This is a genomic window from Streptomyces zhihengii (assembly GCF_016919245.1).
Taxonomy (GTDB): domain Bacteria; phylum Actinomycetota; class Actinomycetes; order Streptomycetales; family Streptomycetaceae; genus Streptomyces; species Streptomyces zhihengii.
Window position 1 is genome coordinate 4213064 of sequence record NZ_JAFEJA010000001.1, and the last position, 15486, is coordinate 4228549.

At 74.5% G+C, this 15486-nt stretch carries 13 protein-coding genes; 7 read left to right on the plus strand and 6 right to left on the minus strand.

Translation table 11 applies throughout. The annotated features are described in order from the left end of the window. Positions 1 to 3 precede the first annotated feature (3 nt). Positions 4 to 1710 carry a GAF domain-containing sensor histidine kinase gene (locus JE024_RS17650; RefSeq protein ID WP_205374515.1) on the plus strand — a complete coding sequence of 569 codons (1707 nt, stop codon included), beginning with the start codon at positions 4 to 6 and terminating at the stop codon, positions 1708 to 1710. A 568-nt stretch (positions 1711 to 2278) separates the two neighbouring features. Continuing rightward, the gene (locus JE024_RS17655) at positions 2279 to 3682 is read left to right on the plus strand and encodes a peptidoglycan DD-metalloendopeptidase family protein (protein ID WP_244882930.1); all 1404 of its coding nucleotides are present in this window, start codon (positions 2279 to 2281) and stop codon (positions 3680 to 3682) included. Between the two features lie 62 nt (positions 3683 to 3744). On the opposite strand, the gene JE024_RS17660 is transcribed toward JE024_RS17655, so the two are convergent. The 4 genes from JE024_RS17660 to JE024_RS17675 all read right to left on the minus strand — a co-directional run bounded on the left by JE024_RS17660 (position 3745) and on the right by JE024_RS17675 (position 8463). Beyond that, positions 3745 to 4608: a Cof-type HAD-IIB family hydrolase gene (locus tag JE024_RS17660; RefSeq protein ID WP_205374516.1), complete on the minus strand. Its 864-nt coding sequence runs from the start codon at positions 4606 to 4608 to the stop codon at positions 3745 to 3747. A gap of 163 nt (positions 4609 to 4771) precedes the next feature. Further along, positions 4772 to 5674: an LLM class flavin-dependent oxidoreductase gene (locus JE024_RS17665; protein WP_205374517.1), complete on the minus strand. Its 903-nt coding sequence runs from the start codon at positions 5672 to 5674 to the stop codon at positions 4772 to 4774. Between the two features lie 84 nt (positions 5675 to 5758). Continuing rightward, positions 5759 to 6331: an RNA 2'-phosphotransferase gene (locus JE024_RS17670; protein WP_205374518.1), complete on the minus strand. Its 573-nt coding sequence runs from the start codon at positions 6329 to 6331 to the stop codon at positions 5759 to 5761. 296 nt (positions 6332 to 6627) lie between these two features. Further along, positions 6628 to 8463 carry an SDR family oxidoreductase gene (locus JE024_RS17675; protein WP_205374519.1) on the minus strand — a complete coding sequence of 612 codons (1836 nt, stop codon included), beginning with the start codon at positions 8461 to 8463 and terminating at the stop codon, positions 6628 to 6630. 174 nt (positions 8464 to 8637) lie between these two features. Between JE024_RS17675 and JE024_RS17680 the strand changes: the two genes are divergently transcribed. The 4 genes from JE024_RS17680 to JE024_RS17695 are packed head-to-tail and all read left to right on the plus strand — an operon-like array spanning position 8638 to position 12207. Beyond that, positions 8638 to 9663 (plus strand): ABC transporter ATP-binding protein, encoded by a 1026-nt coding sequence (locus JE024_RS17680; RefSeq protein ID WP_205376587.1) that lies wholly within the window; start codon positions 8638 to 8640, stop codon positions 9661 to 9663. Then, entirely contained in the window at positions 9660 to 10562 is a 903-nt protein-coding gene (locus JE024_RS17685) for an ABC transporter permease (RefSeq protein ID WP_205374520.1), read from the plus strand. Before JE024_RS17680 ends, JE024_RS17685 begins: the two co-directional genes overlap by 4 nt. Next, positions 10559 to 11470 carry an ABC transporter ATP-binding protein gene (locus JE024_RS17690; protein ID WP_205374521.1) on the plus strand — a complete coding sequence of 304 codons (912 nt, stop codon included), beginning with the start codon at positions 10559 to 10561 and terminating at the stop codon, positions 11468 to 11470. The genes JE024_RS17685 and JE024_RS17690 overlap by 4 nt, the downstream gene beginning before the upstream one ends. Positions 11471 to 11487: 17 nt before the next feature. Next, entirely contained in the window at positions 11488 to 12207 is a 720-nt protein-coding gene (locus tag JE024_RS17695; protein WP_205374522.1) for an ABC transporter permease, read from the plus strand. Between the two features lie 203 nt (positions 12208 to 12410). On the opposite strand, the gene JE024_RS17700 is transcribed toward JE024_RS17695, so the two are convergent. Next, positions 12411 to 13685 (minus strand): CynX/NimT family MFS transporter, encoded by a 1275-nt coding sequence (locus tag JE024_RS17700; protein ID WP_205374523.1) that lies wholly within the window; start codon positions 13683 to 13685, stop codon positions 12411 to 12413. Between the two features lie 94 nt (positions 13686 to 13779). Next, a complete protein-coding gene (locus tag JE024_RS17705; protein WP_205374524.1) occupies positions 13780 to 14466 on the minus strand; it encodes a FadR/GntR family transcriptional regulator in 687 nt (228 codons plus the stop codon). Positions 14467 to 14710: 244 nt separating this feature from the next. Here JE024_RS17705 and JE024_RS17710 point away from each other — a divergent pair, with 244 nt between their 5' ends. After that, positions 14711 to 15322, plus strand: a complete 612-nt coding sequence (locus JE024_RS17710) for an NADPH-dependent F420 reductase (protein ID WP_205374525.1) — start codon at positions 14711 to 14713, stop codon at positions 15320 to 15322. Positions 15323 to 15486: the final 164 nt, after the last annotated feature.

Below are 15486 nucleotides of genomic sequence, written 5' to 3' on the forward strand. Positions count from 1 at the left end.
AGCATGACGTCGCCTCCGCCGGACGAGCCGCCGGGCGCCGGGACCGCGGGGACCGGGCCCGCGCCGCCCGGGACCGCCGGGCCGGCGTCGCGCGTGCCGCGGCTGCTGGAGGCGATGCGCTGCATCGGCACCGGTCTGGATCTGCACACCACGCTCACCCGGATCTGCCGCACCGCCGCCGAACTCACCGGCGCCCGCTACGCGGCCCTCGGCGTCGTGAACACCGAGGGCGACGGGCTGGCGGACTTCGTGACCCACGGGGTGGCCGACGGCGTGGAGGAGGCGATCGGCCGCAGGCCCGACGGCCGGCGCGGACTGCTCGGCGCCCTGATCCGGGAACCGGTGGCCCTGCGGCTGGCTGATCTGACGGCGGACCCGCGGGCGGCCGGATTCCCGTCGGGGCACCCGCCGATGCGGACCTTCCTCGGCGTCCCCGTCCTGGTGCAGGACGAGATCTACGGGAACCTCTATCTGACGGAGAAGGCCGGCGGGGCGGAGTTCGACGACGACGACCTCCAGCTCGTGAAGGTGCTCGCCACCGAGGCGGGCATCGCGATCGGCAACGCCCGGCTCTACCAGGCCGCCCGCAGACGGGAGCGCTGGATCGACGGAGCCGTGGCCGTCACCACGGCCCTGCTGTCCGGCGGGGACGCGGACGAGGCGCTGACCGTCGTCGCCGAACAGGCCCGGCGGCTGGCCGACGCGGCGGCCGGGCTCGTGCTGCTGCCCGACGGCGGGGGCGGACTGGAGATCGTGGCGGTCTCGTCGGACGGCCCCGCGCCCGCGCCGGGGGTGGTCGTCCCGGCGGACAGCGCCGTGGTGGCCACGCTGCTGGCCGGGGAGTCGGTGGTCGTGGCCGACGCCGCGAACGATCCGCGGATGGTCACCCGGCTGGGTGCCGGCTACGGCCCGGCGCTGCTGCTCCCGCTGCGCAGCGGCGGCCGGGTGCTCGGCGCGCTCGCGGTGCCGAGGGCCGTGGGCGCCCCGCGGTTCACGGCGGCCGAGCGGGCGCTGGCCGTGCAGTTCGCCTCGCAGGCCGCGCTCGCGCTGATGACCTCCGAGGCCCAGCGGGACCGGGAGCGGCTGGCCGTCCTGGAGGACCGCGACCGGATCGCCCGTGACCTGCACGACCTGGTGATCCAGCGGCTGTTCGCCGCGGGGATGCTCCTGGAGAGCGCGCAGCGCGGCACGGCGTCGGTCGGCGTGCAGCAGGGCGTGGGGAGGGCCGTCGGCGAACTGGACGTCACCATCCAGGAGATCCGCAGTGCCGTCTTCGCGCTCCAGCAGGGGCCCGCGGAGGAGCAGGCCGGGCTGTGCGCGCGTGTGCTGCGCGAGATCAACATGGCGGCGGTGCCGCTCGGTTTCCGACCCACCCACCGGTTCGTCGGCCCGGTCGAGCCGGGTGTGGGGGAGCTGACCGGCAAGAACCTGATCGCGGCGCTGCGGGAAGCCCTGTCGAACGTGTTCCGGCACGCGGAGGCCTCCCGCATCGAGGTCGTCGTGGACGCGACGGTGCGGCTTCCCGACGGGTCGCCCGGGGTCCGGATGAGCGTCGGCGACGACGGCGTCGGTCTCCCGGAGGGGGGCCGGCGCAGCGGCCTGCGGAACCTGGCCCGCCGGGCCGAGTCCCTCGGCGGTTCGAGCGGCAGCGGCCCCGGCATCGGACCGGACGGCGCGGGCACGACCGTCCACTGGGAGGCGCCTCTCTAGGAGGCGCGCCGCCGGGGGCTGCCGGGTTTGAGGCTCCCGCCGGGGTGTCGTGGGCCGTGGTCGGGCCGGGTGCCCGCGGCCGGGCGCCGGGCCGGGGTGGCTGCCGCTTCGGGGGTGTTCCTCGTCGGGGGCGCCGCCGGGCGGTGGGCCGGCGCGTTGCCCGGCCTTGGGGCTCCCGTCGGGGTGCCGTCGGCCGTGGTCGGGCCGGGTGCCCGCCGTCGGCTGGTGGGCCGGGGGCTGCCCGGTCTTGGGGCTCCCGCCGGGGTGTCGTGGGCCGTGGTCGGGCCGGGTGCCCGCGGCCGGGCGCCGGGCCGGGGTGGCTGCCGCTTCGGGGGTGTTCCTCGTCGGGGGCGCCGCCGGGGCTGCCCGGTTTTGGGGCTCCCGCCGGGGTGTCGTCGGTAGTGGTCGGGCCGGCTGCCCGCGGCCGCGTGGACGGCCGGGCGGTCGCGGCGCCGGGTGGATGGTGGAGCGGGCGGCGCCCGCTGATGTGGGGCGCGGCTGGGCCAGGTGGCCCTACGACACCGCAGCGCTCCCGGGCTCCGCGCGCGGGACGGGTCACGATCCCTGGATGTGCTCGAGCAGCCGCAAGCGGATGATCATCCTGCCGGTGGTGCTGGGCGTCCTCCTCGGGACGCCGGCGCCCGTCGCGGCGGCGCCCCGGTCCGAGGCGCGCCCCGCCGCGTCCGGCGACCGCCAGGAGCGCCGGCCCCAGCCCGCCGCCACCGGCGCCGGGGCGGAGGAGCGCCGCCCCCTCCTGTCCATCGCCGCCCGGCTCCGTCCCGCCGCGCTCCCCGGCGCGACCGCGCACGACGACCCTGCCCCCGGGGACGTGGCCCCGCGGGTGCCCGGGACGCGCCCCCCGCTGCCGCTGCACGGGCCGCTGCCCGGCGACGTCCCGCCGCACGGGCTCACCACCGGCGCCCACACGTTCCCGTGGACGGCGCCCACCGCTCCGCCCTCCCCGGCCCCCGCGGCGGACGCCACCGCGCGGCCCTCGCCCCGTCCGGAGCGCGCCGCCCCCGGTGAACCGGGGCCCACCGCCGTCCAGGTGGCCCGGCTGTACGCGGAGGCCGCCCGTGCCACGCGGCTCTACGAGCGGGGCCGCCGCGCCGCCGACGCCCAGCGGGTCGCGGCCGGCCGGCTCCAGAGGGGTCTCGCGGACCGCAGGGCGCGGCTGGCCCGCCTGCACGACGTCATCGGGGGCGTCGCGCGGGAGCAGTACCGCACCGGCGGATCACTCGCCCACACCGCCCGGCTGCTGCTCGCCGACGACCCGGACGCACTGCTGCGCGGATACGAGCTCGCCGCCCAGTCCGAACGGGCGGTCAACCGGCTGCTGGACCGGTCCAGGACGGCGGAACGGAGCTATGCCGAGGCGGAGCGGAAGGCGCGCGCGGCCTGGCGGGACCTCGCCGCGCGCACCGCACGGCTGGCGGCCGTCAAGCGCGGTGTCGAGGCGAGGCTGGAGACGGCGCGGTGGCGGCTCCAGGGCGAGGCCGACTCCAGCGTGGCGGCCGGCGCCTGCGCGGGAGCTGTCCGGCTCGACCAGCTGGCCCTGCCGCGCGGCGCGGGGTGGGTGGCGCCGGTGGAGCGCTACGCGCTGTCCGCCGGCTTCGCGAGTACCGGCGACCGCTGGGCACGCGGGCACACCGGCCAGGACTTCGCCGTCGACATCGGGACCCCGGTGCGGTCGGTGGGCCCGGGGGTGGTGGAGTCCGTCGCGTGCGGCGGGGCGTTCGGCATCCAGGTCGTCGTGCGGCACGACAACGGCTACTACACGCAGTACGCGCATCTCGCCGGGGTCGGCGTCGACCAGGGCGAACGGGTGCGCGGCGGCCAGTGGATCGGCCAGGCCGGGACGACGGGCAACTCGACGGGGCCGCACCTGCACTTCGAGGTGCGGCTGACACCGGATCTCGGATCGGGTGTCGACCCCGCCGTCTGGCTGGCCGAGCACGGCGTGCGCCTGTGAGTCGTCACGCGCCCGGGACGCCCCCGGCGCCCTGACGCGAGGGTGCCCCGGACGGGGACGGCCTACCGGCGGGAGGCCGCGCGGCGGGTCAGCAGTTCCTCGATGATCACCGCGACGCCGTCCTCGTTGTTGGCGACCGTCCGCCCGGAGGCCGCCGCGACGACGTCCGGGTGGGCGTTGCCCATGGCGTACGAAGTGCCCGCCCAGGTCAGCATCTCCACGTCGTTCGGCATGTCGCCGAAGGCGACGACCTCGTCCGACGAGATGCCGCGCTCGGCGCAGCACAGGGCGAGGGTGCTGGCCTTGCTGACGCCGTGACCGCTGATCTCCAGCAGGGCGGTGGGGCTGGAGCGGGTGATCGACGCGCGGTCGCCCGCCGCCGTGCGGGCGAGGGCGAGGAAGCCGTCGGGGGTCAGGTCCGTGTGGTGCGCCAGCAGCTTCAGCACGGGGACGCCCTCGCCCGGCAGCGCCTCGTGGAGGAGCTTCTCGGCGGAGGCGACCGTCGCCCCGGGGTCCAGGTGGAACGGCGGGTAGGCGGGCTCGTAGTGGATGCCGGTGGACAGTTCGACCGCGAACGAGGTGCCGGGCGCGGCCGCGCGGAGGGTGTGCACGACGTCGAGCGCGACGGGCCGCGGCAGGTCCCGGACCCGGACGAGCGTGCCGCCGGAGTGGAGGTCCACCACGGCCGCGCCGTTGCCGCAGATGGCCAGCCCGTGTCCGTGCACATGGTCGCTGACGACGTCCATCCAGCGGGCCGGCCGGCCCGTGACGAAGAAGACCTCGATGCCGGCCGCCTCGGCGGCGGCGAGCGCGGCGATCGTCCGCTCCGAGACGGACTTGTCGTCGCGCAGCAGGGTGCCGTCCAGATCGGTGGCGATCAGCCGGGGGACGGCGGGCAGGGGCCGGGGATCGATATCAGTCGTCACCGGGTCATTCTCGCTCACGAGGTGCACGGGCGTGCATGAGCTTGCACATGTGAGTGATCGATCATGTGCGGGGGGTGTCCGAATGACTTCCCTCCGCACACGTCCCGTCCCGTCCGGCACCGGTGCCACTTCCGTCGCACGGTGCGTACGGCCGTACCGCCGCTCAGCCGAGCTGCGCGGGCGCCTCGGCGGCGATCTTCTCGAAGACGCCCTGGTCGGCGGCGAAGTCCGTGCCGGGGATCGGCCAGTGGACCACGATCTCGGTGAAGCCGAGCTCGCGGTGGCGGCCGGCGAAGTCCACGAACGCGTCGACCGAGTCCAGCGGGCGGGTGCGGTCCGGGGTGAAGCCGGTCAGCAGGATCTTGTCCAGATCCGCCACCTCCCGGCCCGTCTCGGCGCAGGCCGCGCCGAGCCGGGTGACCTGGCCGCGCAGGGCCTCGACCGACTGCTCCGGCGTGCCCGCCTCGTACAGCTTCGGGTCGCCCGTGGTCACCCACGCCTGGCCGTACCGCGCGGCCAGCCGCAGCCCACGGGGGCCGGTCGCCGCCACCGCGAAGGGCAGCCGCGGGCGCTGGACGCACCCGGGGATGTTCCTGGCCTCCTCGGCGGAGTAGAACTCGCCGCGGTTCGAGAGGGCGTCCTGGGTCAGGAGCTGGTCCAGCAGCGGCACGAACTCGCCGAAGCGGTCGGCGCGTTCGCGCGGGGTCCACGGCTCCTGGCCGAGGGCGGTGGCGTCGAAGCCGTTGCCGCCCGCCCCGATGCCGAGGGTGACGCGCCCGCCGGAGACGTCGTCGAGCGAGATCAGCTCCTTGGCGAGCGTCACGGGGTGCCGGAAGTTCGGTGAGGTGACGAGGGTGCCCAGACGGATCCGCCCGGTGGCCGTGGCCGCGGCGGTGAGCGTGGGCAGGGCGCCGAACCAGGGGCCGTCGCGGAAGGAGCGCCACGAGAGGTGGTCGTAGGTGTACGCGGCGTGGAAGCCGAGTTCCTCCGCGCGCTGCCACTTCGCGCGGCCCCCCTCGTGCCAGCGGTCGACGGGGAGGATCACGGTGCTCAGGCGCAGGGTCATGCCCCGAGCCTACGACGATCCCCCTGCCTGCCTGCCTGCCTGCCTTGCCGCTGCCGGGGTGCCGGGGTGCCGGGCCGGCCGGGATCAGCCGCCAGGGAAGCGGATGGCCTCCGGCGGCACGGACGAGGTGAGCCACACCCCGTTGGCGCTGACGCGGAAGACGTGACCGGCGCGGTGGAGGGCGCCGGCGTGCACGGGGAGGACGACCGGACGGCCGCGGCGGGCGCCGACCCGGGTCGCGGTCTCCCGGTCGGGGGAGAGGTGGACGTCGTGGCGGCTCATGGGCCGCAGACCCTCCGCGCGGATCGCGTCCAGATTGCGGGCGACGGTGCCGTGGTACAGGTACTCCGGCGGCTCGGACCGCGGGAGGCCGAGGTCGACCTCGACGGTGTGGCCCTGGTTGGCGCGGATCCGGTCGCCGTCGATCGTGAAGCGCTTCTTGTCGTTGGCCGCCACGACATGGTCGAGTTCGGCGCGGGTGAACCGGAAGCCGTGGGCCTCCGCCGCTCGGATCAGTTCCTCGACGGGCACCCAGCCGTTCTCGTCGAGGATGAGGCCGATGCGCTCCGGCTGGTGGCGCAGATGCTTCGAGAGGTACTTCGACACCTTCACGGTGCGCCGGTCGTCCGGGGAGGCGCCGGCTGGTCCTGTGGTCATGTCGGCAGAGTGCCGCGCGGGATGTCGTGGACGCCACTCGAATTTCTGTGACCCGGATGTTTGATCCACAGCCAACTGCACTTATCCACAGGCAAATTGACGATTCTGTGGACAACGAAGGTGTAGACAGGTTGATTTGGGCAATATGTCATCGTTCAGGCTAGTTTGTTGTTCCGCATCCCAACTCGATCGCAGGTGAGCCCTGTTGGGGCGCACGCGTCCAATGACACCCGCCGCAGGCTGTGTTGCGGCAAGAAGACCCCAAACAGGTCCAGGAGCGCCCCGGTCCGGCGTCCTCACAGCGGCGGCTTCAGCCGCGCCGTCGCGCGCAGAGCGCCGGGGGCGAGACGGGACAGCAGGTACGCGACACGCGCCTCGGGGGTCACGGGGACGACGGCGCGGTTCGTGAGCACCGCGCGCAGGATCGCGTCGGCCACCTTCTCCGGGCGGTAGTTGCGCAGCCCGTACAGCCGAGCCGACCGCTTCCGCAGCCGCTGCTGCTCCACCGCGTCGACGCCCGTGAAGCGCGCGGTGGACGTGATGCCCGTGTCGACGATGCCCGGGCAGATCGCCGACACCCCGATGCCCTTGCCCGCCATCTCGGCGCGCAGGCACTCGCTGAGCATCAGCACCGCGGCCTTGGACGTGCTGTACGCGGGCAGCGTCCGGGAGGGCAGGAAGGCCGCCGCCGAGGCGGTGTTGACGATGTGGCCGCCCTGGCCGCGCTCGGCCATCCGGCGGCCGAAGAGACGGCAGCCGTGGATGACGCCCCACAGGTTGACGTCCAGGACCTGCTTCCAGTCCTCCGTGTCCGTGTCGAGGAACGAACCCGCCAGCCCGACACCGGCGTTGTTGACCAGCACGTCCACCACGCCGTACTCGGCGGTGACCTTCTCGGCGAGCGTCTCCATGGCCTGTTCGTCGGCGACGTCCACGGTCTCCGCCCATGCCTCGGCGGCGCCCGCTTCGAGCGCCGACTCGGCTGTCCCGGCGGCCCCTTCGGCGTCGCGGTCCACCACGACGACCCGTGCTCCCGCGCCCGCGAAGGCGAGGGCCGTGGCCCGTCCGATGCCGCTCGCCGCACCGGTCACGAGCACGAGCTGTCCGGCGAACCGCTGCGTGTACGCGTTCTCGCGGCGCGGCGCCGCGACCGCCGTGACGCCGGATGCCGCACCCTCCTGGGCGGAGACGAACTCGGCGATCCAGGAGGCGAGATGGTCGGGCCGGCTGCGGGGGATCCAGTGCTTCGCCGGCAGGGTGCGCCGGGTCAGCCGGGGCGCCCAGGTGTCCAGGTCGTCGTAGAGCCGCTCGGAGAGGAAGGCGTCACCGGTCGGCGTGATGAGCTGGACGGGCGTGTGGGCGTACGCGTCCGGGCGCGGACGCCGCAGCCGGGCACGGATGTTGTCGCGGTAGAGCCAGGCGCCGTGGGCGGCGTCCCGGGGCAGCGAGGCCGTCGGGTAGCCACCCGACGGCACTCCCTCGACGCGCTCCAGCAGCTTCGGCCACCGGCTGCCCAGCGGCCCGCGCCAGGCCAGTTCGGGGAGGACGGGGGTGTGGAGCAGGTAGACGTACCAGGACTTGGCTCCCTGGCCCAGCAGTTGGGCGATCCGCCGCGGGGTCGGACGGGTCGCCCGCCGCTTGATCCAGTGGCCGAAGTGGTCGAGCGACGGTCCCGACATGGAGGTGAAGGAGGCGATGCGCCCCTCGGTCCTGGCGACGGTGGCGAACTCCCAGCCCTGCACCGATCCCCAGTCGTGCCCGACGAGGTGGACGGGGCGGTCCGGGCTCACGGCGTCCGCGACGGCCAGGAAGTCGTCCGTCAGCTTCTCCAGCGTGAACCCGCCCCGCAGCGGCCTGGGCGCGGTGGAGCGGCCGTGGCCCCGGACGTCGTACAGCACCACGTGGAAGCGGTCCGCCAGCCGGGAGGCGACCCCGGCCCAGACCTCCTTGCTGTCCGGGTAGCCGTGCACCAGCACCACCACCGGGCGGCCCTCGTCACCGAGCTCGGCGACGCACAGGTCGACCCCGCCCGTCCGGACCCGGCGCTCACGTGCCCCTCGCAGACCTTCGACGCCCACCGGTTCGCCCCTCCCCTGTCCCCTCCCGCACCTGACACCGACGAATCTGACCATGCTCCGCGCCCGCGTCAAGGGCGCCGCCGGGGGCTCGGAGCCGCCGCCCCCGAAGGGCGAACCCCCACTCAGGTCGCATCCGCTCTCGGGGTGCCGTACCTCTGGAGTCGGACAAGGTCGGGCCGCGAGGGTGACGTCGGATGTGGCGCGCGCCACTACGGTCGGAGTGTGACTGTGATCGCGACCGAAAGCCTGAGCAAGCGGTTCCCCCGGGTGACCGCGCTTGACCGGCTCTCGTTGGACATCGGCCCCGGTGTGACCGGCCTGGTGGGCGCCAACGGAGCCGGCAAGTCCACGTTGATCAAGATCCTGCTGGGTCTGTCCCCCGCCACCGAGGGCCGTGCCGCCGTGCTCGGCCTCGACGTGGCCACGAGCGGCGCCGAGATCCGCGAGCGCGTCGGCTACATGCCCGAGCACGACTGCCTGCCGCCCGACGTCTCGGCCACCGAGTTCGTCGTCCACATGGCGCGGATGTCGGGCCTGCCGCCGACCGCGGCGCGCGAGCGCACCGCCGACACCCTGCGCCACGTCGGCCTGTACGAGGAGCGCTACCGGCCCATCGGCGGCTACTCGACCGGCATGAAGCAGCGGGTGAAGCTGGCCCAGGCCCTCGTCCACGACCCGCAGCTGGTGCTGCTGGACGAGCCGACGAACGGCCTCGACCCGGTCGGCCGCGACGAGATGCTGGGCCTGATCCGCAGGATCCACACCGACTTCGGCATCTCCGTCCTCGTCACCTCCCATCTGCTCGGCGAGCTGGAGCGCACCTGCGACCACGTCGTCGTCATCGACGGCGGCAGCCTGCTGCGCTCCAGCTCCACCAAGGACTTCACCCAGGCCACCGCCACCCTCGCCGTCGAGGTCACCGACTCCGACGCCCACCCGGACGGCACCGGCGCCCTGCGCACCGCGCTGGCCGCGGCCGGGGTCCGCATCCACGAGGGCACGGAGGAGGGCCTGCCGGGGGCGGGCCACATCCTGCTGCTGGAGGCGGCCGGCGAGGAGACGTACGACACCGTCCGGGACACCGTCGCCGACCTCGGCCTCGGGCTCGTACGGATGGAACAGCGACGCCACCACATCGCCGAGGTCTTCCGGCCCGCCGCGGCCGGTGCCGCGGCAGCGGGCGACGGCGGACACGGCACGGACGACGAGACCGGCACGGCGGCTGCGGCCGGCAGGGAGGTGCAGGCCCGGTGAGCACCCACACCCCCGGGGCGCCCGATTCCACGCGGATCCACAACATCGGATACCGCAACTACGACGGCCCCCGCCTCGGCCGCGCCTACGCGCGCCGCTCGCTGTACTCGCAGTCCCTGCGCGGCTCCTTCGGGCTCGGCCGGTCGGCCAAGTCCAAGGTCCTGCCGATGATCCTCATGGGCATCATGTGCCTGGTCGCGGCCATCATGGTCGCCGTCGCCGTGGCGGTGCCGGGCACCACCGACCTGCCGGTGGAGTACACCCGCTACGCGATCGTGATGCAGGCGCTCATCGGCCTCTTCCTCGCGGCGCAGGCCCCCCAGTCGGTCTCCCGCGACCTGCGGTTCAAGTCCGTCCCGCTGTACTTCTCGCGCCCGATCGAGCGGGTGGACTACGTGGTCGCCAAGTTCGCCGCCATGGCGTCGGCGCTGTTCGTGCTCACCGGCACGCCGCTGGTGATCCTCTACATGGGCGCGATGCTGGCGAAGTTCGACTTCACCGACCAGACGAAGGGCTTCGCACAGGGCATGGTCTCCGTCGCGCTGCTGTCCGTCCTCTTCGGCGGGATCGGCCTGGTGCTCGCCGCCCTCACCCCCCGGCGCGGCTTCGGTGTCGCCGCCGTCATCGCCACGCTGACCATCACCTACGGCGCGGTCTCCACCGTGCAGGCGATCGCCTGGGAGACCGGGTCGGCCGGTGCGATCCAGTGGCTCGGACTGTTCTCGCCGGTCACGCTCGTCGACGGGGTGCAGACCGCGTTCCTGGGCGCCGAATCGGCCTTCCCCGGCGGATCGGGCCCCGGCGCCGGAGCCGGCGCGGTCTACCTGCTCGTCGTCCTCGCGCTGATCGCCGGCAGCTACGCCGTCCTGATGCGCCGCTACCGGAAGGTGGGGCTGTGACCTCCCTCAGCATCGAGCACGCCTCGCGCTGGTTCGGCAACGTGGTCGCCGTCAACGACGTGACCATGGAGATCGGCCCCGGCGTGACCGGACTGCTCGGCCCGAACGGCGCGGGCAAGTCCACCCTCATCAACATGATGGGCGGCTTCCTCGCCCCCTCCACCGGCACGGTCACCCTCGACGGGCGGCCGATCTGGCGCAACGAGTCGGTGTACCGGGAGATCGGCGTCGTCCCCGAGCGGGAGGCGATGTACGACTTCCTCACCGGCCGGGACTTCGTCGTCGCCAACGCCGAACTCCACGGCCTCGACGCCCGCGCGGCGCAGAAGGCGCTCGCCACGGTCGAGATGGAGTACGCCCAGGACCGCAAGATCTCCACGTACAGCAAGGGCATGCGCCAGCGCGTGAAGATGGCGTCCGCGCTGGTCCACGACCCGGCGGTGCTGCTGCTCGACGAGCCGTTCAACGGCATGGACCCGCGTCAGCGGATGCAGCTCATGGACCTGCTGCGCCGGATGGGCGCCGAGGGCCGGACGGTGCTCTTCTCCTCGCACATCCTGGAGGAGGTCGAGCAACTCGCCTCCCACATCGAGGTGATCGTCGCCGGCCGGCACGCCGCCAGCGGCGACTTCCGCCGGATCCGCCGTCTGATGACCGACCGCCCGCACCGCTATCTGGTGCGCTCCAGCGACGACCGGGCGCTCGCGGCCGCGCTGATCGCGGACCCGTCGACGGCGGGCATCGAGGTCGACGTCACCGAGGGTGCGCTGCGCATCCAGGCCGTCGACTTCGGCCGGTTCACCGAACTGCTGCCGAGGGTCGCCCGTGAGCACTCCATCCGGCTGCTGACGGTCTCGCCGTCCGACGAGTCCCTCGAATCGGTCTTCTCCTACCTCGTAGCGGCCTGAAAGGAGCGGTGACGCAGATGTACAACCCCACAGTCGCCCGGCTCACCTACAAGGCCGTCCTCGGACGGCGCCGCGCCGCGATCCTCTTCGTGCTGCCCGCCCTGCTGCTGCTGATCGCCGTCGCGGTGCGCATGCTGAACGGGGTCGACGACCAGGTGGCCGCCGACGTCCTCGGCGGATTCGCGCTGGCCACGATGGTGCCGCTGATCGGTGTGATCGCGGGCACCGGGTCGATCAGCCCCGAGATCGACGACGGTTCGATCGTCTACCTGCTCTCCAAGCCCGTGAAGCGGCCGACGATCGTCTTCACCAAGCTGATCGTCGCGATCGCCGTGACCATGGCCTTCTCGGCGGTGCCCACCCTCCTCGCGGGCCTGATCCTCAACGGCAACGGCCAGCAGGTCGCGGTCGCCTACACGATCGCGGCGCTGGTCGCCTCGATCGCCTACAGCGCGCTGTTCCTGCTGCTCGGCACGGTCAGCCGGCACGCGGTCGTCATCGGCCTGGTCTACGCCCTGGTCTGGGAGACGCTGTTCGGCAGCCTGGTGCCCGGCGCGCGGACGCTCAGCGTCCAGCAGTGGGCGCTGTCGCTGGCCGAACGCGTCGCGGGTGACGGCCTGGTCGGCTCGGACGTCGGCCTGCCGGCGGCGGTGGCGCTGCTCGCCGGGGTGACGGTGGCCGCGACCTGGTACGCGGGCCAGAAGCTGCGCACCCTCACCCTCGCGGGCGAGGAGTAGGCGGGGCGCACGCCGGGGCCGGGCGCCGAACGGGGCCCGGGCGCCCGGGAGTACGTGCCCGGGCCCCGTCTCCTGTGCGTACGGGCCCCGGTGCCGGGGCGGAGAAGGACGCCGCGGGGCGGGAGCCGGTGCGCTCGCGCCCCGCGGCCGTTCACGGGCGCCTGCCGCGGCCGGACCCCGGGCCGTGCGGTCGCGGGCGGGCGTCAGACCGTGCGGTCGCGGGCGGCCAGCAGCCCCACCCCCGCGGCCACCGCGCAGACCCCCAGCATCAGCGCCAGCGGCACCGTCCAGCCGCCGGTCGCCTGGTGGACCGTGCCGGCGGCCAGCGGCCCCGCGGCGGCGAGCAGATACCCGACGGCCTGCGCCATCCCGGAGAGCCGGGCGGCCGTGGCCGCGGTGCCGGTGCGCAGCACGATCAGCGTCAGGGCGAGGGCGAGCGCGCCGCCCTGCCCGATGCCGAGGACCGCCGACCACAGCCACGCGCCGCCCGCCGGATCGGCCATCAGCCCGGCGAACCCGGCCGCCACCAGCGAGGTCACGACCACCACCAGGGGCCGCTGGCCGCGCATCCGCCCGGCGAGCAGCGGCACCACGAACGCGCTCGCGACCTGGATGAGGTTGTTGAAGGCGAAGACCAGGCCCGCGGTGGAGGCGTCCGTCCCGTGGTCGGTGAGGATCGTGGGCATCCAGGCGATCAGCACGTAGGACCACAGCGACTGGAGCCCCATGAAGAGGGTGACCTGCCACGCCAGGGCCGACCGCCACACGCTCCGCGCCGGCCCCGGGGCGGCGGGGAGGCGGACCTCGTGGCCCGTGCGGCCCCGGGCGATCAGCACCTGGGGCAGCCAGGCCAGCGCCGCGACCGCGGCGAGCAGCGACCAGGACGCCAGCGACGCCTGCCAGCTCCCGCCGAACGCCCGCTCCAGCGGCACGGACGCGGCGGCGGCCAGTGTCGCCCCGGCGATCATCGCGCCCGTGTAGAGCGAGGTCATCGACGCGGCCCGGTCCGGGAAGTCGCGCTTGATCAGGCCCGGCATCAGCACGTTGAGCAGCGCGATGGCGGTGCCGACCAGCACCCCGCCGCCGTAGAGCGCGGCGACCGAGGGCAGTACGCGCACGGAGATGCCGGCCGCGAGGAGCAGCAGCGCGGCGAACAGCACCCGTTCGGTGCCGAAGCGGCGGCCGAGCCAGGGGGCCACCAGGGCGCCCGCGCCGAGGAAGAGCACGGGCACCGAGGTCACCAGGCTGACCGCGGCCGACGACAGCCCGAAGGCCCCGCCGATCTCACCGGCCAGCGGAGACACGCTCGCCAGTGCCGCGCGCATGTTGACCGAGGCGAGGACGACGCCGACGAGCAGCACCCCGGGGCGGGCCGCCAGGGCGCGCCGGGCCGCCCGGCCCTCGGCCGAGGGGCGGACGTCGGCCTCGGCGTCGGGGGGCAGGAGGAGGGTCTGCGGTCCGGAGTCCGGGCGTGGCAAGGCGAACACCTTTCTGGTGGTGACCGTCGGGTGCGGGCCTCGGACGCGGGGCGAGGGGCTTCCGGCGATGTGCGGGGGGAGGAGGGGGCGCCGGTCAGGCCGTCCGGTGGGCGGTGAGCGCGCGCACGGCCTCGATGGGGACCTTCAGCAGGTCGCGGGCGGCCCGCTCGGCGGCGGCCGGGTCGCCGCCGGCGACGGCGTCGACCAGGGCGGTGTGCGCGGCGATGTCGATCGGCGGCATCTCCCGGTCGCCGAGCGCGTGCACCAGCACCTCGTGCACCTGGGCCGAGAAGAAGCGGTACACCTCGACGAAGGCGGAGTTGTGGGTGGCCTCGACGACCGCGAGGTGGAAGGCGACATCGGCGTCCGCGTCCCGGTCGCCCCCGGCCACCACGGTCGCCAGCGCGTCCCGCATCCGCCGCAGGTCGGCCGGGTCGTGGCGCTCGGCGGCCAGCCGGGCTGCCTCGGCCTCCAGGGCGACCCGCAGTTCGAGCACCTCCAGGGCGTCGGCCCGGCGCATGTGGCGCAGGACGGCGGCGGGGTCGGCGGTGGACCGCACGAAGGTGCCGTTGCCCTGGCGGGACTCCAGCAGTCCGGCGTGGACGAGCACCCGGACGGCCTCGCGCACCGTGTTGCGGCCGACGCCGAGCCGGTCCGCGAGCTCGTGCTCGGTCGGGATGCGGTCGCCGACGGACCAGGCGCCCTCGGCGAGCTGGGCGCGGAGCTGGTCGACGACGGTGTCGACGAGGGATGTGCGTCCGGCGGTCCGCAGTGCGGTCACGGATCCTCCTGAGGTGGTTGCCCGGTCATCCTACAACTGGATCGGTGCATGATAAAACCATCTCCGGACGGTCGGACGGTCGGACGGACGCGCGGTCGGACTGGCGGACGGTCGGCCGTCCGCCGCCGTGCCTGCGGCCCGCGCCCGCGACGCCGCCCGGTCTCCGGTCCTACGCCGCGCGCCGGAGCCCTTCCGGGCCCCGGGCCCGATACGGCGCCCGGCCCGCGCGGCCTAGCGTCGGACCATGACGAGAATCGCGATCATCGGGACCGGACATGTGGGAAGGGCCCTCGCCGGGGGCTTCGCGAAGGCCGGTCACGAGGTGCTGTTCGGCTCCCGCGACCCGGACGCGAGGACGGGCCTCGGCCACCGGGTGGTGACGGTCGCCGAGGCGGCCGCGCAGGGGGAGGTCGTCGTCAACGCCACGCCGGGCACCGACTCCGCGGCACTGCTCGCGCCGCTGGCCCGGCCGCTGGCGGGCAAGGTGCTGCTGGACGTCGCGGTGGGCCTGACCGCCGACTTGGAGCTCGCCCACCCCAACTCCAGTGTGTCGGAGGAGATCCAGCGGGCGCTCCCGGACACCCGGGTGGTCAAGACCCTGTCCACCGTGGACTCGACGACGATGGTCGCGCCCGGCGAACTCTCCGGCCCCGGCACGGTGTTCGTCTCCGGGGACGACGACGCGGCCAAGCGGGCCGTCGAGGCGCTGCTGCACGACCTCGGCTGGCCCGCGGACGCCGTCACGGACCTGGGCGGTCTGCGCACCGCCCGTGGGCAGGAGCACTTCGCGCTGCTGTTCATGGGGATCGCCGAGGCGATCGGGACGTACACCTTCACCATCCGCGTGGTGCGCTGAACCGGCCGGCCGCGGTGCGCGCCGGTGCGGGAGGCGCGTCGGCGTCCACCCCGTCGGCCCCGGGCGGAAATCCGGTGGCAGCGGCGGGTCCGGCGCGGGACGATGGTCCTGCCGGTACCGCACATCTGTGCGAGGTCGGTGTACGGACCGGGAACGGGGCACGG

Bases quoted from the DNA above. Each gene is read 5' to 3' on its own strand.
- JE024_RS17675 (WP_205374519.1), bottom strand. From the start codon at position 8,463: ATGGTCAGATTCGTCGGTGTCAGGTGCGGGAGGGGACAGGGGAGGGGC.
- JE024_RS17650 (WP_205374515.1), top strand. From the start codon at position 4: ATGACGTCGCCTCCGCCGGACGAGCCGCCGGGCGCCGGGACCGCGGGG.
- JE024_RS17710 (WP_205374525.1), top strand. From the start codon at position 14,711: ATGACGAGAATCGCGATCATCGGGACCGGACATGTGGGAAGGGCCCTC.
- JE024_RS17665 (WP_205374517.1), bottom strand. From the start codon at position 5,674: ATGACCCTGCGCCTGAGCACCGTGATCCTCCCCGTCGACCGCTGGCAC.
- JE024_RS17670 (WP_205374518.1), bottom strand. From the start codon at position 6,331: ATGACCACAGGACCAGCCGGCGCCTCCCCGGACGACCGGCGCACCGTG.
- JE024_RS17655 (WP_244882930.1), top strand. From the start codon at position 2,279: ATGTGCTCGAGCAGCCGCAAGCGGATGATCATCCTGCCGGTGGTGCTG.
- JE024_RS17695 (WP_205374522.1), top strand. From the start codon at position 11,488: ATGTACAACCCCACAGTCGCCCGGCTCACCTACAAGGCCGTCCTCGGA.